Origin of the sequence: Clostridium sp. AM22-11AC (assembly GCF_003473545.1) — a bacterium.
In the GTDB taxonomy this organism is placed as follows: Bacteria; Bacillota; Clostridia; order Lachnospirales; family Lachnospiraceae; genus Enterocloster.
This window is the reverse complement of sequence record NZ_QUCM01000015.1, coordinates 51,832-74,611: the sequence shown is the minus strand read 5'-3', so window position 1 is coordinate 74,611 and position 22,780 is coordinate 51,832. Positions and strand designations below refer to the sequence as shown.

The following is a 22,780-nucleotide window of genomic DNA, read 5'->3' as shown; positions in this document are numbered from 1 at the left end:
ATCGCAGCTTTCAAAAGCTGTATCAATATTTACTATTTTAAGAGGAGGATTTAATTATGAAAAACAAAAAACTCTTAGCTTTCGCCCTCTCCATGGCAGTTGCAGCAGGCTGTACAGCATGCGGCGGCGGACAGGCATCCACAGACACCTCTGCAGCAGGTTCTTCTGACAGCACCCAGGCAGAAAGCAGTGCCACCGGCGACAATACCGTTATCGTTGCCATGGGTTCCGGTTTCTCCACTCTGGATCCAGGTTATGTTTACGAAAAGTACCCACAGCTGATCGTAAATGCCTGCTATGAAAACCTGTTTAAATTCTATGAAAATAATGGCACACCACAGCCTTGTCTGGCAGATACTTACGAGTTTTCTGAGGACGGCTTAACACTGACTGTTAAGTTAAAAGACGGCCTGACTTTTGCAAGCGGCAATAAGATCACTTCTGCTGACGTTGCATTCAGCATCAACCGTACCAAGAACTTAAAGGGAAATCCTTCTTTCATCTGCGATACCATTGAAAGCATTGAAACCCCGGATGATGCTACTGTAATCTTCCACTTAAATCAGCCTGACAGTGCCATTCTTTCCAAGCTGACTTACAGTTCTCTGGCTGTCCTTGACAGCGCTGTTGTAAAGGAAAATGGCGGTACTGACGCAGAAGATGCTTCTTCCACTGATACTGCACAGAGTTTCCTTGACAATGCAAGTGCAGGAAGCGGTATGTACATCCTGACCAGCTACACTCCTGATGAGGAAGTTGTTCTGGAAAAGAACCCGAACTACTGGGGCACTTCTACTAACGTAGACAAATACATTTTAAAGATCCAGCCAGACGCTAACACCCAGATGATGACTCTGTCTACTGGAGATATTGATGTTGCATTAAATCTGACAGATGATACCTTAGAGGAACTGGGATCTGCTGAAAATGTAGAGATCGTAAACGGAACCACAAAGATGATCGGTTTCGTTATGATGAACATGAACGAAGAATACGGCGGACCTGTTTCCAATCCAGATGTACAGAAAGCCATCCGCAAAGCTTTAGATTACTCCGGAATCCGCATGATCTGCGGTGACGGCACTTTAACTCCATATTCTATCATTCAGGACGGATTTATGGGAAGCAAGGGAACACGCCCAGATAACTACACTAACATCGAAGAAGCAAAGCAGCTGTTAGCTGACGCCGGTTATCCGGACGGCTTTGACGTAGATATGACTGTTTCTGACCTGGATATGGAAGGCATCCTTTTAACTGACCTGGCTCAGAAGGTAAAGGATGACTTATCCCAGATCGGTATTAATGTAAATATCACAACAGAAGCATGGGCAGCAGGCTACGGCGACGCTTACAGAAACGGAACTCTTGGCTTTACTGTTATGTACTGGGGCGTAGATTACAGCGATCCTAACGTACAGCTGGAATTCCTTCCAGGCGGTACTGTAGGACAGAGAGCCGGATGGACTGCTGAAATGAACCCAGAGCTGGCTGCAATGTACCAGGAAGCAATGGAAGCAACTGACAATGATGCCCGCACCCAGGTTCTGGAAAATATCCAGGACGCAATGTATGAAGACGGCCCATTCATCGTAATTGCTCAGGCTCCTGCTCATATTGCTCACAGCAGCAGATTAGATGGGGTAGATATTTTTGACTCCTACACTATTGATCTGACTGAGATCAACGTAAAGTAATAAAACAAAAATCCAGGTGCCCCTTTGCGGGGGCATCTGAAACATGAAAATCTGCATTTGTCCCATTGGGGGCATAAAGCATGATCTTGCCCCAACAAGGGCACTCAAAATATCAAAATCTGCTGTTTTCCCGCGGCACCGCCGCCGGGGGCAACTTACATCAGATAGTTTAGAAAGGTACCAGATCCAAATGGGAGAGTTGAAATTTATTGGAAAACGTGTAGTTTATTTGGCAGTTATGCTGTTCGGCGTTGCCACCCTGGTATTCATCCTTACAAAGATGATACCTGGCGACCCGGTGGTTGCAAACTTAAGCCAGAGAGCCTTAAATGATCCGGAGATCGTAGCGGCCTACCGTGCAAAACACGGTCTGGACCGCCCGCTCATCGTGCAGTATATCTATTACATCCGTGATCTTCTGCACTTTGACCTGGGGACCTCTATCCGTACCAGCCGTCCGGTACTGGACGATCTGGCAAGATGTTATCCCGCCACTCTGGAACTGGCCCTGTTTTCCATCGTGATCGCTTCTGTTTTCGGCATCCTGTTTGGTATCATTTCCGCCATCCGCCGCAACAGTATCTTAGATCAGATCGTCCGGGCCATTTCCGTAACAGGTGTCAGCATTCCGGCCTTCTGGTTTGCACTGCTGATGCTGTACTTCTTCTACTATAAGTTAAAAATATTCCCGGGACCGGGCCGTTTAAGCAATTCTTTCTCTGCTCCGGCTTCCGTTACCGGAATGTATGTGATCGACAGCCTGATCGAAGGAAATCCGGCAAAAGCCATGGATGCCGTCCGTCACCTGATCCTTCCAAGTATCGTTTTAGCAGCCTTTACCATGGGCCTGATCACCAGAACCACCCGTTCTAACCTGTTAGACGCCCTGTCTACAGACTATGTCCGCACAGCAAAGGCAAAAGGCTTAAACAGTATCTGCCTGATCTTAAAACATGCCCTTGGAAATGCCCTGATCCCGGTTATGACCGTTATCGGTCTGGGACTTGGAAACCTCCTTGGCGGTATGGTATTAGTAGAAACCATTTTCAAATGGCCAGGCGTGGGACAGTTTGCCTATGAGTCTGTTATGGCAGCTGACTATCCGGCGATCATCGGCGTGGCACTGCTGATCGCATTAAATTATATGATCATCAATACAGTGGTCGATATCCTCTACGGCATCATCGACCCAAGAGTGAGGTGCAATTAACCATGATCCATTCCCTGAAAAAATTATTAAAATCTAATTACCTGTTTACACTGGGTATTTTGATCTGTCTTGGATGGATCTTAGCAGCTGTTTTAGCACCTGTTGTTGCTCCTTATGACCCTATCGCACAGGATCTGTCCTTGCGTTTAAAGGCACCTTCTGCCATCCACTGGTTTGGCACAGACAACTTCGGACGTGACATTTTCAGCCGTGTGATCTACGGCGGACGTTACTCCCTTCTTGCAGGGTGTCTGTCTGTTATCATTGCAGGTATTATCGGAACCTTTTACGGTGCGCTGGCCGGTTATGTAGGCGGATGGCTGGATAACGTGATGATGCGTTTTTCCGAAATGATCCTGTCTTTCCCATCCCTGATCCTGGCAATGATCATCAACGCAGTTATGGGTTCTAACCTGTTCAACACCATGTTTGCCCTGGTAATCGTTTCCTGGCCTACCTACGCACGTCTGATGCGAAGCGTTGTATTAAGCGTAAAGGAAAACGAATATGTCAATGCAGCAGAAGCCCTTGGCGCTTCCCGGATGCGTATCCTGATGAAAGAGATCATTCCAAACAGCGTCAGCTCCGTCCTGATCATGGCTACCACAGACATCGGAAACAAGATCCTGATGTTCTCCACCTTAAGCTTCTTAGGACTTGGCTCCGCTCCGCCAACACCGGAATGGGGTATGATGGTTTCTGATGGTGTAGATTACTTCAATAAATTCTGGGTTGCCGGTTTCCCGGGACTTGCCATTTTTACTATGGCAGTTGGCGCCAATTTCATCGGCGATGGTTTAAGAGACCTGTTAGATCCAAAATTAAGAACTCAGTTTTAATGGCAATCTTTCTCATCTTTCCTGCGTGCAGGCATGCAGAAAGTAAGGTTGCTTGACAACATTATTATAGTAAAGTATTATGACGTCGGAAGGCTATTTGCAAGCCCCGGCGTCATATGTTTATAACCTAAATAAAGGAGAAATATTATCATGAACGAAGCAAGAGCAAACCGCATTCTGGCTGCCTTAAAAGAACAGGGCGTAGACCAGATGCTCATTACCGATCCAATGTCTATCTGCTACCTTACAGGCATTTCCATGGCTCCTATCGAGCGTTTTTATTCACTGCTTTTAAAAGCTGACGGACACCATTACTATTTCTTAAACCACCTTTTCAATGTGCCTGGTGATGTAGGTGTTGAAAAAGTATGGTATTCTGACACAGATCCGGTCCCGGAGATCGTCGCTGCCCGTCTGGACAAAAATGCTGTTCTTGGCGTAGACAAGGACTTAAAGGCACGTTTCCTTCTTCCTCTTATGGAAATGAAGGCCGCTGCAGGCTTCGTAAACGGCTCTCTGGCCGTTGATATCACCAGAGGCGTAAAAGATACCGAAGAGCAGAAAAAAATGCGTATTTCCTCTGCTATCAACGATAAAGCAATGGCTAAATTCAAAGGCCTGATCCATGAAGGCGTATCTGAAAAAGAAGTAGCTGACCAGATGCTTCAGATCTACTTAGATCTTGGCGCAGACGGTTATTCCTTTGAACCATTAGTTGCCTTTGGCGCAAATGCCGCTGACCCACATCATTCTCCAGACGATACCGTTGTAAAACCTGGTGACTGCGTTCTCTTTGACGTAGGCTGCATCAAAGACGGCTACTGCTCTGACATGACCCGTACCTTCTATTTCAAGACTGTCAGCGATGCACACAGAGAAGTATATGAGACCACCAAAGCATCCAACGAGACTGCTATCTCAAAGATCCGTCCAGGCGTACCGTTATACCAGCTTGACGCTGCAGCCAGAGACCTGATCTCAGCCAAGGGCTGGGGACCAAACTTCAACCACCGCCTTGGACATTTTATCGGCCTTTCCGAACATGAATTCGGCGATGTTTCCTCCGCTAACACATGGGAAGCAAAACCAGGCATGATCTTCTCCATTGAACCAGGGATCTACTTAACCGGCGATACCGGTGTCCGCGTAGAAGACCTGGTACTGGTTACAGAAGATGGTGTGGAAGTATTAAACCATTATCCGAAGGAATTGCAGATCATTGAATAAGCAGTAAAGTATCTCAGGAGGACACACCATGACAAACCCAAAAGCTACACTCCACATGGCAAACGGAGCGGATATTGTAATAGAACTGCTGCCCGAAGCAGCGCCAAACACAGTAAACAGCTTTATCTACGCTGCTTCCCACGGCTACTTAGACCATCACGCCATCGAACGTATCGTTCCGGGTAACTGGGTGGATGTAAGCTATACGGCATTTGGCCATAAGGAGCTTCAGTATCTGATCCCAAATGAATTTGCGCTGAACCCGGATGTTACACCTCTTGACTCCCATCCAGGCTGTGTCTGCATGGGCGGATATGGGGAAGCGGGACTGGCAAGCTGTGAATTCTTCTTCCCCCTGCGTGACTGTCCGGACCATAAGGGAACCTATCCGGTATTTGGCAAAGTCATTTCCGGTATGAATGAGATCCGCCGGATCGCAGCCGTAAAGACCGTTCCCGTAGATTTCCCGATCCCGGGAGTAGAAGTAAATAAACCTGTAGAGCCACAGGTCATTGAAACTGTAGAATTAGAACTTTACGGTGAAACTTATCCGGAACCGGTCCGGGTAGAAAACCCGAAGCTGCCAAAGTGCTGGCCAAAATTATAAAACTACAATAAAAATACATCATAAAAACAGGAGCATCCAAACCAAGGGAAGTTAGGTTTAAATGCTCCTGTTTTTATTTATCAGACATTATACTTATTAACATTAATCCCAGTAAATGGTTGCGCCTCTGTGAGCAGAAGTGCAGTTATTCTTGTAAAGCTTCAGCCAGCCCATAGCAGGCTTTTCCACCGGCTTCCAGTCTTTTCTGCGGCGTTCAAATTCTTCCTCGCTTACATCTACTGTCAGCTTTCTGGCACGGATATCAATATGGATCATATCTCCATCCTGGATCAAAGCCAGATTTCCACCTTCATAAGCTTCCGGACTTACATGTCCGATAGCCAGTCCGCCGGTTGCGCCGGAAAATCTTCCATCTGATACAAGGGCCAGTTTTTCTCCCAGTCCCTTGCCTAAGACAGCTGCCATAAAGGTTTCCATATGAGGCATGCCAGGGCTTCCTTTTGGTCCCTCATAACGGATAACAACTACATCTCCGGCTTCTATTTCATCTTTCAGGATCGCATGCCATGCATCATCCTGTGAATCATAACATTTAGCAGGACCATCAAAGATCCATGCAGATTCTGCTACCGCACTAAACTTTACAATGGCGCTGTCTGTACCAATATTTCCATGAAGGACAGCCAGACCGCCCTGCTCACTGATCGGCTCTGCAACTGGATGAATCACATCTGTATCCATATTTTCAGCCAGTTCTGCTTTCTGTCTGATGGTTCCAAACATACCGTCTGCGTCTGCATCAATCTTTCCAGCTTTTACCATTTCTTTTACAACAGCACCCAGTCCGCCTGCACGGTCAAATTCTTCCATGGTATATACCGGATGATTTGGGTAAATGGTACTGATCAGCGGGACTTCACGGCTGATGGCATCGAAAGTCTCAGGGGTAATATCAAATCCCATCTGTCTTGCCAGTGCCGGAATATGCAGCAAACTGTTGGTAGAACCGCCGGTCGCCATCATATAGCGGACTACATTCTCCAGACTCTTCTGGGTCACAAAATCACTTGGGCGTTTCTCTTCTTTCACAGCCTCCACTACTTTTCTGGCTGCTTCTCTTGCCATCTGATGCCATTTCTCACTCTGGCTTCTTACAGACGCATTTCCATGTGGGGAAAATCCCAGGATCTCTGCCATGGCACACATAGTATTGGCAGTTCCCATAAAAGGACATGCTCCCGGAGTTGGACATGCATGGCGAACAATAGCTTTGTATTCTTCTCTGCTCATGTCGCCTTCCACATAAGCTGCATAAGCCTGCTTTGTGTGGGTCAGTGTCAGCATACGGTCCTCATAGCAGCCTGCTGCCATATAACCACCGGTAAGCATTGTAGTTGGAATGTTCACTCTGAATGCTCCCATAAGCATACCAGGCACTACCTTGTCACAGGTAGCCATAATGACCATTCCCTCTAACATATTCAGTTCTGCAACCATCTCCACTTCACTGGAAACCAGATCTCTTGCAGGAAGAGTATACCGGTCTCCTGGTGTATTGGAGCAGATCCCGTCACAGATACCTGTAACAGGAAGTTCGAGAGCAAGCCCCCCGGCTTTATAGATCTCATCCTTCATTTCCTGGATGACCGTCTTATCAAAAGGAAAATGTCCCGGATTCATTTCATTCCATGAATTTACCAGACCGATCACCGGTCTTTTTGCATCTTCTTCTGAGATTCCCATTGCATACAGCAACGCATTACGATGATCTAAAGATTCTTCATTCCACTCTCTTATCATACCTTCTCCTTTGCTTTATCAGTGCATTAACAGATTCGGAAGAGTCATTGAAAATGCAGGGATGTAGGTAACTAACAACAGGGCAACTACCATAACTGCATAATATGGAAGCAGCGCTTTCGTAGCCTTTTCGATCGGTATATCACCTACTGCACAACCTGCAAACAGGGTAGTTCCTACTGGCGGTGTTAAAGAACCGACTGCCAGGTTCATCATGATAACGATACCAAAATGGATCGGATCCATTCCCAGTGCCTTTACTACAGGCAGAAGGATCGGCGTTACGATCAGGATCAGAGGAGCAACGTCCATGAAGCAGCCTAATACCAGCAGCAGGATGTTGATCAGGATCAGAACTACATACTTGTTATCAGAAACCGTTAATAACATCTGTGTGATCTTTGCAGGAACCTGCATAAGGCTCATCAGATAGCAGAATGCATTTGCAGCTGCAATGATACTTAAGATCATAGCCAGGGTTCCCAAGGATTTCTTTGCAATTCTCCAGATATCTTTTACTTTAATGCTCTTGTAAATAAATAAGGTAACAAATAAAGCGTATACACATGCGATTGCAGCACTTTCTGTGGTTGTAAATAAACCGGTACAAACACCAAGAAGAATGATAACAATGGTCATAACACCCAGGAAACCGTCACTGACAATCTTTAAAGACTCACGGACTGTATACTTAGGTCCTCTTGGATAACCTCTTTTTCTGGTAATACGTGCTACCAGGATACACATTGCAGCACATAACATAAGTCCAGGTCCGATACCTGCCAAAAACAGTTTTCCTGTAGAAAGTCCGCCTGCTGCCATACCATAAATGATCATGTTGTGGCTTGGAGGAATGATCAGAGCCTGTGTAGCAGTTGCTACTGTAGTTGCAACAGAGAAGTCTTTGTCATAACCACTTTTTGTCATCATACCGATCTCGATCGGTCCTAAGGAAGATACGTCCGCTGTAGGTGAACCGGAAATACCACCAAAAAAGGTTGAAGCGATTACGTTTACATAGGCAAGACCGCCGCGGAAACGACCTACCATAACGTTGGCCACTTCTACCAATCGGTCCGAAATACCGCCTTCTGCCATAATATCACCGGCAAAAATAAAGAACGGAATTGCTAAAAATGAGAATGACTGTACGCCGTCACCCAAACGCAGGAATACCGATGATACATATTTCGGTCCCAGGTAAAGGGCGGTCAGAACACAGGCACCCAACATACTGAATGTTACAGGTACACGCAAAACCATAAAAATCATAAATGTTGCAAAGAGTATGATCATGGCTATTGTATTTGTATCCATAGTGTTAATCCCTCTTTTCTATCATCACTTTACCATTGTTAATTTTCAAGCTCGCTTTTGGATTCCAGGAAATTGTCTGTGGATTTCGTATGGAACATACCAAAGAACTTTGCAACAACCATGACCAGGCACAGAATTCCACTGATAACGGTGACCAGATACAGATATCTTCTTGGAAGACCTGTAATCGTAAATTTAGAATTTGTCTTTTCCATCAGGAAAAATCCATAACGGATCATGCAAAGAGATACTACTAACAGTATTGCATTGCTGAAATAAAGAAGAAATACCTTTACCTTCCTTGGAAAATATTTCGCAAATACTTCAATACGAATATGCAGATCATCCTTTATGCCCACCGGAAGCAGTAAGAACATCATGGTGTCAAGGAGGATCAGCATGACCTCCTCGCACCACTTGATATTACCTCCAAGAGCACGGCTGATTACCTGCGCTGTTACTGTACATACCATAAAGATCAGCACCAGTCGGCAGAGCGCTTCTACGACGGTATATACAAGCCCGATCGCATTTTCAATTTTTTCTTTCATCGCCTATACCCTCTTTAAAATTATCAAACCAGCTTATTATTTTCCTAATGTTGTATTGATGGCATCTAACAGTGTTGCATATTTTGCAGAGTATTCTTCATAAATAGGAGCCATAGCCTCTCTGAAGGAATCTAAAGTTGCGTCATCTGGTTCTACAATAGTTGCACCTTTGTCTTTTAATGTCTGAAGAGACTCATCAATAGAAGCATCCCAGATTTCTCTGTCATATGCAGTTGCATCTGCCATTGCTTCGTCTACGATTGCCTTATCTTCATCACTTAAGGACTCCCACAGATCCAGGTTCATGCAGATCACGTCCATAGTAGTTGTATGGTTGTCCATCAGAACATAAGGAGCAACTTCATATAAGCTGTCGGAAAGGATGATGTTAGGGTTATTCTCGCCGCCCTTACATACACCGGTCTGCAGTGCGCTGTACACTTCGTTTGCAGCTACGTTTACAGGGTTAGCACCTAAGTTGCTGACCATGGAGTTCATTAACTGGTTGTTCTGTACACGGATCGGCAGTCCCTTGAAATCATCAATTGTCTTTACTTCTGTTGTAGTATAGAAGCAGCGGCTTCCACAGTCTGTGAAACCGATTCCCTGAATGCTGTAATCATTCAGACCATTTTTAATGGTAGTACCAACATCACCTTCCAGAACTTTCCACATCTCTGTGTTGTTCTTAAACAGGAATGGCAGTAAGAATACCTGTGTATCTTCATACAGTCCGCTTAATGTACCGATTGATAACTTAGCTACGTCAACAGTACCTGCCTGGAGCTGCTCCATATAAGAAACCTCATCACCCAGGATAGAAGATTCGTAAACATCTACTGCAATACGTCCGTTACTCTTCTCATAAACTTCATCCGCAAACTTGATCAGAGCCTTTGTAGTAGGATAATCTTTTGCTGCGTCAGTAGCCAGCTTCCAGGTCATCTCAGAACCGGTCTTTTTTTCCTCATCTCCGGCTGCTGCAGCCTCTGTTGTTCCCTCTGCTGCTGCCTCTGTTTCTTTTGCACTTTCAGGTGCCTTTGTTTCTGTCGGCTGTGATGAACCGCCACAAGCTGTAAGTCCCATAACCATAGATGCTGCCAAAGCAGCTGCTAACATTTTTTTCATTTTTGCCATCCTCCTAAAATTATTTATTTAATTCCTTTAATATAGTTTCTTTTAATTCATCTACCATCTTCTGATATTCAGCATCGGTCAGTTCTTTCTTTCCCTGTGTATCATCAAATGGATTACCCCAATCTGGACCATCTTTATATTTAGGAACAACATGTACATGTACATGAGGTACCAGATCCCCAAATGTTGCATAATTGATCTTATCTGGATGATACAGTTCAAAGATTGCTTTTGCTGTAGCTGCCAGTTCTTCAAAGTATCCATCTCTCTGTTCTTTGGTCATCTGGAAGTATTCTGTCTTATGCTCATTCAGCTTTACAACACATCTTCCTGGATATTTCTGATTTCTGTTTAAGTAGATCGTAGAATAGTTTAACTTGCAGATCTCGATCATTAAACTCTTTCTCTTTTCCCCGTCTTCACAATAGAAACATTCGCTCATAACCTTGACTCCTTTTTATATATTGTCAACATTGTCAACATTTGTTTACATCACTAAGTATACATATCTTTCAATAGGTTGTCAATATTAATGTCAACTATTTTTAAATTTTCGTTCGTTCCCCTTAGTTGTTTTTACTTTTTTCGCCCATTATTCCCCTCATATTTCCTATATTTTTCACAGATACTTCTCACTTTCACCACCTTTTATAGGCGTTTTGTTCATTTATCTTCTTTATATATGTTTTTATATGTTCGCAACATTTTCAATAATTTGTTGATTATTTTGTTGACTTTGTTGTTCAAAACATGTATACTATCAAATGTAAAAATTCTTCTGACATCTCAACAAATCAACAAACAAAACAAACACATTTTTAAGGAGGATGTATCATGGCAATCACAAATGGTTTTGAAATGGTTTTTAACAGACGTCTTATTTTCGGCGAAAATAAGGTAACAGAGATCCCGGGGATCTTAAACTGGTACAACAAGAAAAAAGTTCTTTTTGTAACTTTCAGCGCTGAGTTTGATGCCTTCAAGAAGATCTCTTCTCTTTTAACAGACGCCGGTATGGCTGTTGTTCCTTACGAAGTAAAGACTGAGCCAACTCTTCAGATTATTGACCACGGACGCGATATTTACGTTGCAGAAGGATGTGACTGTACCATTGCTTTAGGCGGCGGAAGTGTTGTTGATGCAGCAAAAGTGATCGGTATGCTGGCTGTTAACGGCGGCGACACCGAAGACTATCAGATGAGAGGAAAAGCTGTTACCGTTGAACCACCTCTGTTCATTGCTATCCCAACTACCTCCGGAACCGGTGCTGAGGCTACTAAGACCAGCGTTGTTATCAACAATAACAACCACTTAAAGAAGAGTCTGTATCACAACACCATGATTGCTGATGTTGTTGTTCTGGATCCAAGCCTGACTTTAGCTCTTCCTGCACGTATTACCGCTGCTACAGGAATGGACGCTTTAAGTCATGCTATTGAATCTTACGTTTCCTTAAACGCAACACCTATCACCGAAATGTACGGCTTAAAGGCGATTGAACTGGTAAACAAATATCTGGAAGAAGCTTACCGCAATCCTGATAATCTGGAAGCAAGAGCCGGAATGATGCTTGCAAGCTACTTCGGCGGTGTTGCCATCACTGCAGGTATTGGTATTGCTCACATCATGGCTCAGCCTTTAGGAGGCGAATACGGTATTCCTCACGGCGATGCATGCTCCATCTTCCTGCCAGCTTCCATTATCCTGAATCAGGAATATGCAGAGAAGAAATATGTAGAAATCTCCAAGGCATTCGGCGTATACAAAGAAGGTGCTTCTGACAAAGAAAATGTACAGGCTCTGTTAGACAAAATTACTTCTCTGCAGAAATCCATCGATGCTCCTCGCTGCTTAAAGGGATATATAAAGGAAGAACCAAGCATGGATTATCTGATCGATGTGATCAAGAGAACTACCGGACATATTACCTGCAATCCACGTCCTCTGAATGAGGAACTGATGAAAGCAGCATATGAGCTGGCTATGAAAGACTGATCGGCAGGTTTTTAAAACATGAATTGCAGGAAAGAGCTGAACATGTTAAAATGTTAAATGTATACTTTATGTATAAATATTAGTCAACAAATTAACAAACGATTCAGTTAGGTAAAATATGAGCAAAGAAAAATTTCGTTATTCCATGATTTATAATGACATCAAAAATGATATCCTGAATGATGTCTACAAGGTAGGAAGCCTGCTCCCCACAGAGCAGGTCCTCTCCCTGAAATACGATGTCAACCGCAGCACTCTTCGAAAAGCAATGCAGATGTTAGCAGACGAAGGGCTGATCGAAAAATGCCCCGGAAAAGGCACTATTGTTTTAAGCAGTGTCCCGGTTGCCCCAGAGTCCCCAAAAGTTATCACCAACAAAAACATCGGTTTTTTCCTCCCAAAAGAAAATATTATAACCGAACCATTTTACTCTTCCCTGTTTAATATACTGGAACGTGATTTTCAGAAAAACGGCTGTTCCCTGATCTACACTACACTGGATGCTTCCGATAATATTGCAGATAAGATTACAGCACTTGGTCTTTCCGGAATCGTTTTTGTAAGTAATGTTGTTCAAAAACACATTGAATATGCTGTCAGTCAGAAAATACCCTGTGTTTTAGTCAACAGCTACTCCGACAAGCTTCCTTCTGTTTTATCAGATAACCGCAAAGGAGCTTATCTTGCAGGCAGATATCTTATCGAACACGGACACAAAACTGTCGCTTTACTGGCAGGTGTGCGAAGCTATTTAAGTAACCAGGAACGTACCGCCGGATTTCTCCAGGCTTTCCAGGAAGAAGGACTCTCTATTCCTCCTGAATTGATCTTAGAAACAGGCTCCTGGCTTTATGACGCAGCTGAAAAGGTGTGCTTGAACTTTTTCAACACTTACACAGGCGAAATGCCTACTGCCCTGTTTGCATTTAATGACCGTTTGGCAACTGGAGCCATCAATGCCATCTGCAAAACCGGTCGTACTGTACCTGACGATGTAAGTGTGATCGGCTATGATAATCTGGGCTACTATAATATTATCAGCCCACGGATCACTACAGTGGAAACACATATCGAAGCTATCTCCGAATCTACGGTAATGCATATGATATGGCAGCTAAACAACGGCAGTTGTCTGCCTGTAAAAGTCCTTACCCCAGTTGAAGTGATCTCCGGCGAAACCGTCCGTTCTTTACTTTGCTAAATTTTACATCTGCAATTCATTTTTATATCTTTTTGTCAAAAATAAAAACGCCCAGAATAGTTTTCGGATCTTCTTTCTGATTATTCTGGGTGTTTTTTACTGTGATCTCTTATGATCAGAAAGGGAGACAAGATGAAGCTAACTGAACAAACGATTACACATATTATCATCGGAAGTGGAGCAGCAGGATTTCAGGCCGCATTACGCTTATATCAAAACGGTGAAAGAGATCTGGCAATCATAACAGAAAATATAAAATCAGGTACTTCCAGAAATACCGGTTCAGACAAGCAGACTTATTATAAGCTTACATTGTCAGGAAACGATGCTGACAGCGTAAGAAATATGGCAGAAGACCTGTTTGCAGGACAATGTGTAGACGGAGACCAGGCATTATGTGAAGCGGCTCTTTCTGCCCGGTGTTTTTTTGCCCTTACAGAGCTGGGAGTTCCTTTTCCCTGCACAGAGCACGGTGAATTTATGGGATATAAAACAGATCATGACAGAGGAAGAAGAGCCACCAGTGCCGGTCCTTATACTTCTAAGCTTATGACGGAAGCCCTTGAAAGATCTGTAAAAGAGAAACAGATCCTGATTTTGGATCAGATGCAGGCTATTCAGATCCTTACATACATGAACCAAGTAAAGGGAATCCTCTGCCTGGACAAAAACATTCATAGCGAACCTGCTTATAAAATCATCTGGTGTAAAAATGTGATCCTCGCAACAGGCGGACCAGCTGGCATGTATCACGACAGTGTGTATCCCGTTTCGCAAACCGGCTCCACAGGTATGGCATTTGAAGCTGGTGCTTCTGGGAAAAACCTGACAGAATGGCAATTTGGAATGGCTTCTTTAAATCCAAGATGGAATGTAAGCGGAACATATATGCAGGTACTTCCAAGCTTTATTTCTACTGACCAGGACGGAAATGATGAAAAAGAATTTCTTCTTGATTATTTTAATGAACTGCCAGATCTGCTTTCTATGGTTTTTTTGAAAGGTTATCAATGGCCATTTGATGTAAATAAAATTTTTGGCGGCTCTTCGGTGATCGACCTATTGGTTTACCAGGAGACTGTATTAAAAAAACGCAGAGTATTTTTGGATTACAGGGTCAATCCAGGAAACCTTGAAAAAGACAGGGATCTTCCTTATGCATCTATGATCCCGGAAGCAAAAGAATATTTAAGCCAGGCCGGAGCCTGCTTCGGAACACCCATTGAACGTTTAAAGCATATGAACGAGCCTGCTATTCTTTTTTATCAGGATCACCATGTAGATCTGTTTAAAGAACGTTTGGAGATTGCCGTATGTGCCCAACATAATAACGGTGGTCTGTCCACCAACCATCTATGGGAAACCAATCTCTCTGGTCTTTACGCGATCGGAGAAGTGTGTGCAAGTCATGGAGTTACAAGACCTGGCGGAACTGCTTTAAATGCAGGTCAGGTAGGTGCTGTCCGGGCGGCTGAAGGAATTTTTCTTAAAAAAAGAACACACATGAAAGAAGCGAGCCCTTCCACCGAGAGTGGTATAAAAGAAAGGCTGCGCATTCAGGCGCTGGATCGGATCAGACTTTCAGAACATGCAGAAGGAAACTGCCCATTGTCCGAACTGTGGATAAATGCCTCTAAAAGAATGAGTGCCGCTGCAGGTATGATCCGCAACCAGGTGCAAATGGAAACAGCTTTAAAAGAAACAGAGGATGACATATGTCAATTTATGCAAAAAGCAAAATCGCCTTCTGTTTCACAACTTTCATTGTTCTACAAGCTGTACGATATGCTTCTTTCTCAAAAAATGTATCTGTTTGCCATGTTAGACTACGCAAAAGCAGGCGGAGGAAGCCGAGGTTCCGCATTATATACAGATTCCACAGGAGAACTCCCAGGCTTTCCAGGCTGCCAAACCTTTGGAGAATTATATCGCTGCAGACTGGACCAGAAAATGCATGGCCAGGAAGTCCAGGAAGTAACTTTAAAAGAGGGAACACCGTCTGCCTCAAGACGCCCTGTACGTCCATTACCTGATGTTGACTATTTCTTTGAAAATCAATGGAGAATATACAGAGAACGGATGGGTATGATGGATTAAAAGTCAAAAATACCCAGGCGATCGTTTCCCGAACCCGCCTGGGTATTTCCTATTCGCAGATACCTTATCTGCTTTCCTTCATCTCTCTATATAATTCAATAAACTCCCTTGCCATTACCTTGGCCATTTCCGTACTTGCCATCTGATCTTCTGCATGCATCAGGATCAGGGAAAACTCTGTTTTTTCACCGGAAGCTTCTTTCTGTATTAAAGAAGTGTGGACTTCATGTGCCTGGGCATAAAGGTCATCTCCCTCATTCATGCTGATCTCGGCTCCCCCAAGATCACCCTTTTTTGCTTTCTGAATGGCCTCTATGTAAGAAGATTTTGCGCTTCCTGTATTTGTGATGATCTGCATGCATACCATAACCATGCTTTCGTCCATTATCCCATCACCTCCATAGCATGCTTTAACACTTTCTCCCCGTTCATCATGCCATAATCCCTCATGTCAATTGCTTCTACCGGTACACTTCCTGCCAGCTTCTTTACATTTTCCAGTTCGTAGCGGATCTGCGGTCCTAAAAGGACAATATTGGCTTCCTGGATCTCTTTCTTTGCGTCTGCCAGGGATTTTGCTTCAATACTAACCTCGACCCCATCTGCCTGTGCTGCTTTCTTCATTTTTGCCACCAGCATACTGGTTGACATTCCTGCGTTGCATACTAATAAGATCTTCTTCATTTTCATCTTCTCCTTTACTCTTCACCCATCGTTTTTGCCATAACAACATCATTGATCTTTACAAAAGGAATATATAACAGCACACCTAAGATCAGGATCAGTGCCTGTACAAGGATAGCACGCCAGTCACCTGCTGTTGCAAGATATCCGCTTAACAGAGGCGGTGTGGTCCATGGAATATATACCACGCATTCATTCATAAAATGCATTGCAGTTGCTGCATATGCAATAATAATACCTAATGCAGGAGTTAAAATAAATGGAATGATCAGGGAAATATTGTATACAATGGGATATCCGAAGATAACCGGTTCATTAATGTTAAATAATCCCGGAACGAATGCCATTTTGGCAACGCCTCTTGTTGCTTTGTTGCGACCAACTAAGAAGGTAGCGATCAGAAGGCAGATGGTAGATCCGGAACCTCCCATCATACCAAATCCAGGTACCAAAGCTACATTGATAATGTTGGGAATCGCTTCACCTGCTGCATAAGCAGCCATATTCTGTGTCATATTTACGATCAGAAGCGGCTCCAGGATGGAACTGTAGATAACAGACTGATGAATACCTAACAGCCACAAGAAATTTCCCAGGCTGTAAAGGATCACGCAGCCAACCAGGCCGGTTGTAACGGTACGCAGTGGTTCCTGGATCAGAGTGGTTATCATCTGGATCAGGTTTGTATCAAATACATTGTTAAGAACTGCAGATATAAGACCAAAACCGGATAACAGCAGGATGAACGGGATCAGAACGTTAAATGATTTTCCAACAGACGGCGGGATGCTGTCTCCCAGGTCGATCTGCAGCTTTTTGATCCCTGAGATCCATACAAAAAGTTCTGTTGCGATCAGGCCGATGATAACGCCCGCAAACATCGCCTGTGTTCCCACATTTCCAAAAGTTAAGGCGCCGGATACTGCTACGCTCTCGCCTCCTTCTAATGGGGTTACGCTGACTACATTTGGCATCATAACTACCAGGGCTGCCAGTGAAACAATCGCCGCTGCCATGGGATTATCAAAGCCTTTGTTTCTTGAAAGACAATAACCGATCACAGGTGCAATCAGCAGGGAGCTGATATTTAAAGTTCCGTTTGTGATCACAGTGCCCCAGTACTGGGCTCCTGTAAGAGTATCGCCGGATAACAGCCACACAAATACCGTATTGTTGATCAGCACTGCCAGACCTGCCAGGATATACAGCGGCATAATGGTAGCAAATGCATCACGCAGGGACCGTAAATGGATCTCATTTCCCATTTTTGATGCGAAGATCGTAAATTTCTCTACAAACTTTGACTCCTGAAATGATACCTCTTTCATACTTTTGCCTCCCTTTCTTCTAGCAGTCCCTTCATCCAGCGGGCTGACTTTTTAAGTTTTCTGGAATAATTCCCCATAAGATCTACTTCTATCATACCATATCTGTTTTTAAATGCATTATTCCAGGACCAGTTATCGATCACTCCCCAGTAGTGATATCCCAGACACTTTGCACCGTCTTCAATGGATTTAAAGATCCACTGGAGATGTTCTGTAATAAATTCGATCCTGTAATCATCCTGGATCTCACCGGATGCATCCCTGAAACGGTCTTCATGTTCTACTCCCATTCCATTTTCAGAAACAAAGAACTTAAGATCCGGATATTCATTTTTCATTTTCATTCCAAAATCATAAATACCCTTTGGATAGATCTCCCATCCTCTGTATATATTCATCTTTGCTTCTGGCCATACATATGGATCAGAAAATTTAGGGTAACCGTTTTCATCTGTCTTCTCTTTCGGTGCCTGGATCCTGGATGGATGATAATAATTAAAGCCCAGCCAGTCTACTTTTCCCTGCTTTAATATCTCTTCATCTCCCGGCCTTCTTTCCGGAGCCAGACCTTTTTCTTCCAATGTAGAAAGAACGTCCTCTGGCAGATGTCCTTCTGCCACCAGATCCAGCCACCACCGGTTGTTGATCCCATCCTCCATCCGCAAAGCTTCCAGATCTTCTGGCGTAGGATCTTCTCTTGTATAAGGCGGCGCAAAACAGTTGATCAGGCCGATCTTTGCATCCTCTCTTACATAGCCCTCTTCTTTTGCCTTTCTGAATTCCCATACAGCCAGACTGTGGGCAAGGGACAGATGATACTGAACCTGCATTCCTCTTTTTGCATCCTTTATAAAAGGATACCAAAAACCGTTGCGGTAGCGCTGATCTGGTTCTACGATGGGTTCGTTGAAAGTAAACCAGTACCGGATCTCTGAACCAAACTCACGAAAAGCGGCTCTGGCATAGGCTGCATAAGCTTCCACCACATCCCTGCTTTCCCATCCGCCTCTTTCAAACAGATAGGTCGGCATATCAAAATGATACAGGTTCATAAAAAGTTCGATCTGATTTTCTTTCGCACATTTACATACCTTATGGTAAAACTGTGCTCCTTCCTGATTGAGCTTTCCATCTTTTGTAAGAAGTCTGCTCCACTGCATGGAAGTACGGAAAGAATCCATATGAAGGCTTTTCAGAAGTTTAATGTCATCCTCATATTTCTCATAAAAATTGTTTCCTACATAGCTTCCCACTTTATTGTAGAAATCAGAAATTGAAAGATCTGACCAGGTATCCCAGATACTTTCCAGACGGCCTCCTGTTTTATAAGCGCCTTCTGTCTGAGGACCTGACATTGCTGCGCCTACAAAAAAGTTTTCCGGAATTTTAAGCTCCATGCCCATACCCCTTTCTTTTTTATATGTCATTTTCTCGTTTTGTTATGTTTAATTATTTATTTGTTATGACATTTGTTATTATATAATATTTTCCAAGAATTGCAAGGGTATTTTTTAAGTTTTTAAGCGAAATTTTAAAAGTGCCAGTTTGCTGTTTGCAGCATACTGACACTTTGCACAATTACTTTTTATATTTTTATTTGTTTTGCACATTGATTTTGATATTTTTCTGAAAATTTAATGAATACTTACACTTTTAAGTTCAAATCGATCTGCCCTGTGACGGGAAATAGAGTACTCAAAAATACGTCCATCATCCAGATATGCTACCTGTTCCACTTCCAGGACAGGCAGGACCTGATCACCTATATCCAGCCACTTTTTTTCCTGTTCTGTAGGCATGTCTGCCCTGGCGATCCGATGGGCACTTTGTATCTTTAAGCCCAGATCATTTTCCAAATAGGAATAAATAGAACTTTTTACTACATCTTCCGTAATACCTGTAATAAAATCCGTAGGCATGTAGGTGTATTCTACTACATAAGGTTTGCCATCCACCAATCTGGTACGGCATATATAGCAAACAAAAGCATTTTCTGCCACCTGCAGTTTTTCTGCCACTTCTTTACTTGCTTTTTTCAGGCCAAATTCATGGACATCCGAAGATACCTTCCGTCCTGCCTGGTCTTTGCTAAATCCACTGAACTGACCGGATTTTGAAAAGCCCACCTGGTCCGTCATGCCCGGAGCCACGGCTTTTACAAAGGTTCCTGCACCCCGTCGTTTTGTGATCAGACCTTTTGCTACCAGAAGCTCCATTGCCTCTCTTATGGTAATACGGCTGGCATCATAGATCTTACACATTTCCATTTCCTGTGGCAGTCTTGTATCCGGCGGGTAAGTTCCATCTTTAATTTTCTTCTGTATCTCTTCCGCGATCATCTCATATTTATACATGATATATAAACTCCTCTTCCTGTCTCGTCACATAGGTTATATCATTTTATAAATAAATTATAACTTACCAATTATAAAATTACAAGGAAACCACTTTTTATTTTATGCATTTGTATCCTCTGTTTTTTCAGCAGGCACTACCGGCTCTCCCGGATATTCGATTACATAAAATTCATATCCATTGATCACCCTGGTAGTACCATATACATCTTTTCGTTTGAAACCGCTTCCATAGTTAGCATGAACATGACCATGTAAAAAGTACTTTGGATGATATTTGTCCATCAGGTCTAAAAATGCCTTAAATCCTCGATGGGGCAGATCTTCCATATCATTTAACTTATATGCCGGGGCATGGGTCACAAGGATATCAAAGCCTTTGTGGCGCCACAGCTTCCACCAAAGTTTATGAATACGTTTCCTCATCATCTTCTCTGTGTACTGATTAGGTGAGTCCGGTATATATTCCATGGAACCTCCCAGTCCCAGAATACGGACTCCCTTGTATACAAAAATATCATCATCAATACAAATGCAGCCTTCCGGCGGTTTGTATTCATATTTTGTATCATGATTTCCCTTTACATATAATAAAGGGGCATGGCACAGAGTTGCAAAAAAAGTAAGATATTCAGGTTCAAGATCTCCACAGGAAATGATCAGATCAATATCTTTCATCCGCTCCGGGGCATAGTATTCATACAATAGCTTTGATTCCTGATCAGCAAATATCATTATGTTCATTTATTCATTCTCCATCTCTGTCTGCTCCGTTGCCTTAATGCCCTGAAGCTGCATCAGTTCCTGGGCGCGCTCATTCATTTCCCCGATCTTTGGAATATAGCCAACTACATTTTGCGCCAGCCAGTTCATAGTGATGATCTCCTCTGCATTTAAGCTCTTGCCCTGGGTGCATTTGGTGCTTCCATCCTGGGCATAGATCAGTCCGTCAAATGGATGGAAGCTGCCGGCACGAATGGAATTTTTCAAAAACTCGATCAGCCGCCTGGTACCATTTGGCATATTTTCAGAACAGATCACATCGATCACATCCGCTGACATACCCCACCAGTAGTTTACTGCTTTCTTGCCTTTCATGGCTTCGATCTCTTCTGTACTCTTAAATGCAAGACGGATGATCTGCTCATAGAATTTACCCCAGTGCCATACCGGCATAGCAAGGTTTGTCACTGTTCCATCTTCATTTTTCCGATACAGACCATATTCCCTGGACGGATGGTCCGGATTGATCATGTCATGGCCGGAAATATAATGGATCCCTTTTTCATGTAAAATATCTTCTGTATGCTGCGCCTCTTTCCTTCTGGCCCATTCCAGATGTACTTCCACATAAGGATTAACCATTCTTGCACCAAGGGCAAAGGCATTGATATCAGCTAACATTCCATAGGTAGGCTGCTCTGCAATATATCCCAGCCTGTCTTCCCTGGACAGTGCTGCCGCGATCGCTCCCATAAGGAATTTTGCCTCATACATTCTTGCATAGTAATTGCTTACGGAAGAATAGGACATATTAATGGAACAGTTGTAAAATTTAATATCCGGATAAAGAGCCGCCGAACGGACGCTCTGTCCTAACATCCTGGAAGTAATAGTAAAAATAATGGTACAGCCGGCTTTTGCCTCTTTTTCAATAGCCTCCGCCACCGCTTCCTCTGTATCTGCCTGATCTACTACCATAGTCGTCAGTTTTCCGGGGAATGCCTGTTCCAGATACATTCTTCCCAGTTCATGGCCATAGATCCACCGGGAAGTTTCTGCTGTTCTTCCATAGATAAATCCCACTTTCAGACCGCTTGGTATCTCTTCCTGAGGCAGGAACCATTTTAAGATGGCCGGTTTTTTATCTTCCTCTACTTCCTGGGGATCTTGGATCAGTTCGATCTTATTTCCTCTGTTGGCCAGCTGGATCTCTTCCCAGATACGCATCAACGCCCGGTACATTTCTCTTTCTGTCTGGCCTTTTACATTGTCATATCCATAAACTTCAATATAAACCAGAAAGGCATCTCCCTCTGTAAGCTTTAAGCGGTCTCCATGAGCCATGGAAAAGGCTTTGGCAAAGCGTCCATAGGCAGATCTGAAATATACACGGTCCTCTTCTTCCCACACCTGATCCGGCTTCATTCCCATCAGTTTCAGAAGTTCTTTGTATCTTCCTTCCTTGCTGAACCACACATCACAGTTAGAAGAAACCTTATAAAAATCCAGAAATTCATAATACAGACGGTTTTCCAGATCATCCGTCCTTTTAGGGATCAGACGGGTCACCGTTCCGGGAATACTGTAAGCACCCAGGTATTTCATAACACTGACTCTCTTATTTCCCTCCTGGACATAGAACCGGTTCATAAATTCATAGGCCACAATAGGATCCTGAATTCCGTCCTCTACCTGATGATTGTAAAGATTTAACCATTTGATCCCAAATTCAGACCGTTCCGGCAAAAGAGGCATAAAGTTGTTGGCAAAGGAATTGGACCGTTCCGCAGTCTTGGTTCCCACCAGTTTTGCCAGCGGAATGTCCATCGTTCCAAGGCTTACTGTGGATACAATATCCGTATAGGATAAAACATCATCCAACACCGGCAGATACGGGTATTCTCCCTTTGCCACTGCATCCTGATATTGTTTTTTACCAAGTTTTAACGCTGCTCCATATTCTGTATCCGACATAGCTACCTCCCCGTTTCCCTGATGTATATTCATGCATTATAGTAAGTTATTTTTGCTTATGCTCATTATAGCCTCAGG

The 22,780-nt window shown here is 43.6% G+C and carries 20 protein-coding genes; 8 read left to right on the top strand and 12 right to left on the bottom strand.

Going from position 1 to position 22,780, the window contains the following annotated elements; genetic code table 11:
• Nucleotides 1–56: 56 nt before the first annotated feature.
• From DW251_RS12585 to DW251_RS12565, 5 genes are all read left to right on the top strand, one after another.
• Nucleotides 57–1,697: an ABC transporter substrate-binding protein gene (locus DW251_RS12585; RefSeq protein WP_118301335.1), complete on the top strand. Its 1,641-nt coding sequence runs from the start codon at nucleotides 57–59 to the stop codon at nucleotides 1,695–1,697.
• A gap of 190 nt (nucleotides 1,698–1,887) precedes the next feature.
• Nucleotides 1,888–2,907 carry an ABC transporter permease gene (locus DW251_RS12580; RefSeq protein WP_021868808.1) on the top strand — a complete coding sequence of 340 codons (1,020 nt, stop codon included), beginning with the start codon at nucleotides 1,888–1,890 and terminating at the stop codon, nucleotides 2,905–2,907.
• Nucleotides 2,908–2,909: 2 nt separating this feature from the next.
• The gene (locus DW251_RS12575; protein ID WP_021868809.1) at nucleotides 2,910–3,746 is read left to right on the top strand and encodes an ABC transporter permease; all 837 of its coding nucleotides are present in this window, start codon (nucleotides 2,910–2,912) and stop codon (nucleotides 3,744–3,746) included.
• Between the two features lie 150 nt (nucleotides 3,747–3,896).
• Nucleotides 3,897–4,973: a Xaa-Pro peptidase family protein gene (locus DW251_RS12570; RefSeq protein ID WP_118301334.1), complete on the top strand. Its 1,077-nt coding sequence runs from the start codon at nucleotides 3,897–3,899 to the stop codon at nucleotides 4,971–4,973.
• A 28-nt stretch (nucleotides 4,974–5,001) separates the two neighbouring features.
• Nucleotides 5,002–5,580, top strand: coding sequence for a peptidylprolyl isomerase (locus DW251_RS12565; RefSeq protein ID WP_021868811.1), 579 nt, complete (start codon nucleotides 5,002–5,004; stop codon nucleotides 5,578–5,580).
• A gap of 102 nt (nucleotides 5,581–5,682) precedes the next feature.
• On the opposite strand, the gene ilvD is transcribed toward DW251_RS12565, so the two are convergent.
• From ilvD to DW251_RS12540, 5 genes are read right to left on the bottom strand one after another with little or no spacing between them, the layout of a single operon-like run.
• The gene (gene ilvD / locus DW251_RS12560; RefSeq protein WP_021868812.1) at nucleotides 5,683–7,341 is read right to left on the bottom strand and encodes a dihydroxy-acid dehydratase; all 1,659 of its coding nucleotides are present in this window, start codon (nucleotides 7,339–7,341) and stop codon (nucleotides 5,683–5,685) included.
• An 18-nt stretch (nucleotides 7,342–7,359) separates the two neighbouring features.
• Nucleotides 7,360–8,658, bottom strand: a complete 1,299-nt coding sequence (locus tag DW251_RS12555; protein WP_021868813.1) for a TRAP transporter large permease — start codon at nucleotides 8,656–8,658, stop codon at nucleotides 7,360–7,362.
• 38 nt (nucleotides 8,659–8,696) lie between these two features.
• Nucleotides 8,697–9,209: a TRAP transporter small permease subunit gene (locus DW251_RS12550; RefSeq protein WP_021868814.1), complete on the bottom strand. Its 513-nt coding sequence runs from the start codon at nucleotides 9,207–9,209 to the stop codon at nucleotides 8,697–8,699.
• 36 nt (nucleotides 9,210–9,245) lie between these two features.
• The gene (locus DW251_RS12545) at nucleotides 9,246–10,337 is read right to left on the bottom strand and encodes a TRAP transporter substrate-binding protein (protein WP_182433618.1); all 1,092 of its coding nucleotides are present in this window, start codon (nucleotides 10,335–10,337) and stop codon (nucleotides 9,246–9,248) included.
• Nucleotides 10,338–10,356: 19 nt separating this feature from the next.
• The gene (locus tag DW251_RS12540; RefSeq protein WP_021868816.1) at nucleotides 10,357–10,788 is read right to left on the bottom strand and encodes an HIT domain-containing protein; all 432 of its coding nucleotides are present in this window, start codon (nucleotides 10,786–10,788) and stop codon (nucleotides 10,357–10,359) included.
• Nucleotides 10,789–11,180: 392 nt separating this feature from the next.
• Between DW251_RS12540 and DW251_RS12535 the strand changes: the two genes are divergently transcribed.
• From DW251_RS12535 to DW251_RS12525, 3 genes are all read left to right on the top strand, one after another.
• Complete coding sequence (locus DW251_RS12535; protein ID WP_021868817.1) at nucleotides 11,181–12,341, top strand: iron-containing alcohol dehydrogenase; 1,161 nt, start codon at nucleotides 11,181–11,183, stop codon at nucleotides 12,339–12,341.
• A gap of 145 nt (nucleotides 12,342–12,486) precedes the next feature.
• Nucleotides 12,487–13,542, top strand: coding sequence for a GntR family transcriptional regulator (locus DW251_RS12530; protein WP_182435999.1), 1,056 nt, complete (start codon nucleotides 12,487–12,489; stop codon nucleotides 13,540–13,542).
• A gap of 132 nt (nucleotides 13,543–13,674) precedes the next feature.
• Nucleotides 13,675–15,639, top strand: coding sequence for an FAD-binding protein (locus DW251_RS12525; protein WP_207663359.1), 1,965 nt, complete (start codon nucleotides 13,675–13,677; stop codon nucleotides 15,637–15,639).
• A 64-nt stretch (nucleotides 15,640–15,703) separates the two neighbouring features.
• On the opposite strand, the gene DW251_RS12520 is transcribed toward DW251_RS12525, so the two are convergent.
• The 7 genes from DW251_RS12520 to DW251_RS12490 form a co-directional block, all read right to left on the bottom strand.
• Complete coding sequence (locus DW251_RS12520; protein WP_021868820.1) at nucleotides 15,704–16,024, bottom strand: PTS lactose/cellobiose transporter subunit IIA; 321 nt, start codon at nucleotides 16,022–16,024, stop codon at nucleotides 15,704–15,706.
• Nucleotides 16,024–16,323, bottom strand: coding sequence for a PTS sugar transporter subunit IIB (locus tag DW251_RS12515; protein WP_021868821.1), 300 nt, complete (start codon nucleotides 16,321–16,323; stop codon nucleotides 16,024–16,026). The genes DW251_RS12520 and DW251_RS12515 overlap by 1 nt, the downstream gene beginning before the upstream one ends.
• Before the next feature lie 14 nt (nucleotides 16,324–16,337).
• On the bottom strand, nucleotides 16,338–17,651 hold the full coding sequence (locus DW251_RS12510) for a PTS transporter subunit EIIC (RefSeq protein WP_021868822.1): 1,314 nt from the start codon (nucleotides 17,649–17,651) through the stop codon (nucleotides 16,338–16,340).
• On the bottom strand, nucleotides 17,648–19,048 hold the full coding sequence (locus DW251_RS12505; protein WP_021868823.1) for a glycoside hydrolase family 1 protein: 1,401 nt from the start codon (nucleotides 19,046–19,048) through the stop codon (nucleotides 17,648–17,650). Before DW251_RS12505 ends, DW251_RS12510 begins: the two co-directional genes overlap by 4 nt.
• Nucleotides 19,049–19,285: 237 nt before the next feature.
• Nucleotides 19,286–20,005 (bottom strand): GntR family transcriptional regulator, encoded by a 720-nt coding sequence (locus DW251_RS12500; RefSeq protein WP_021868824.1) that lies wholly within the window; start codon nucleotides 20,003–20,005, stop codon nucleotides 19,286–19,288.
• Nucleotides 20,006–20,107: 102 nt separating this feature from the next.
• Nucleotides 20,108–20,749 carry a metallophosphoesterase gene (locus DW251_RS12495; protein ID WP_118301331.1) on the bottom strand — a complete coding sequence of 214 codons (642 nt, stop codon included), beginning with the start codon at nucleotides 20,747–20,749 and terminating at the stop codon, nucleotides 20,108–20,110.
• The gene (locus tag DW251_RS12490; RefSeq protein WP_118301330.1) at nucleotides 20,750–22,702 is read right to left on the bottom strand and encodes a BMP family ABC transporter substrate-binding protein; all 1,953 of its coding nucleotides are present in this window, start codon (nucleotides 22,700–22,702) and stop codon (nucleotides 20,750–20,752) included. It abuts the gene before it with no gap.
• Nucleotides 22,703–22,780 lie beyond the last annotated feature (78 nt).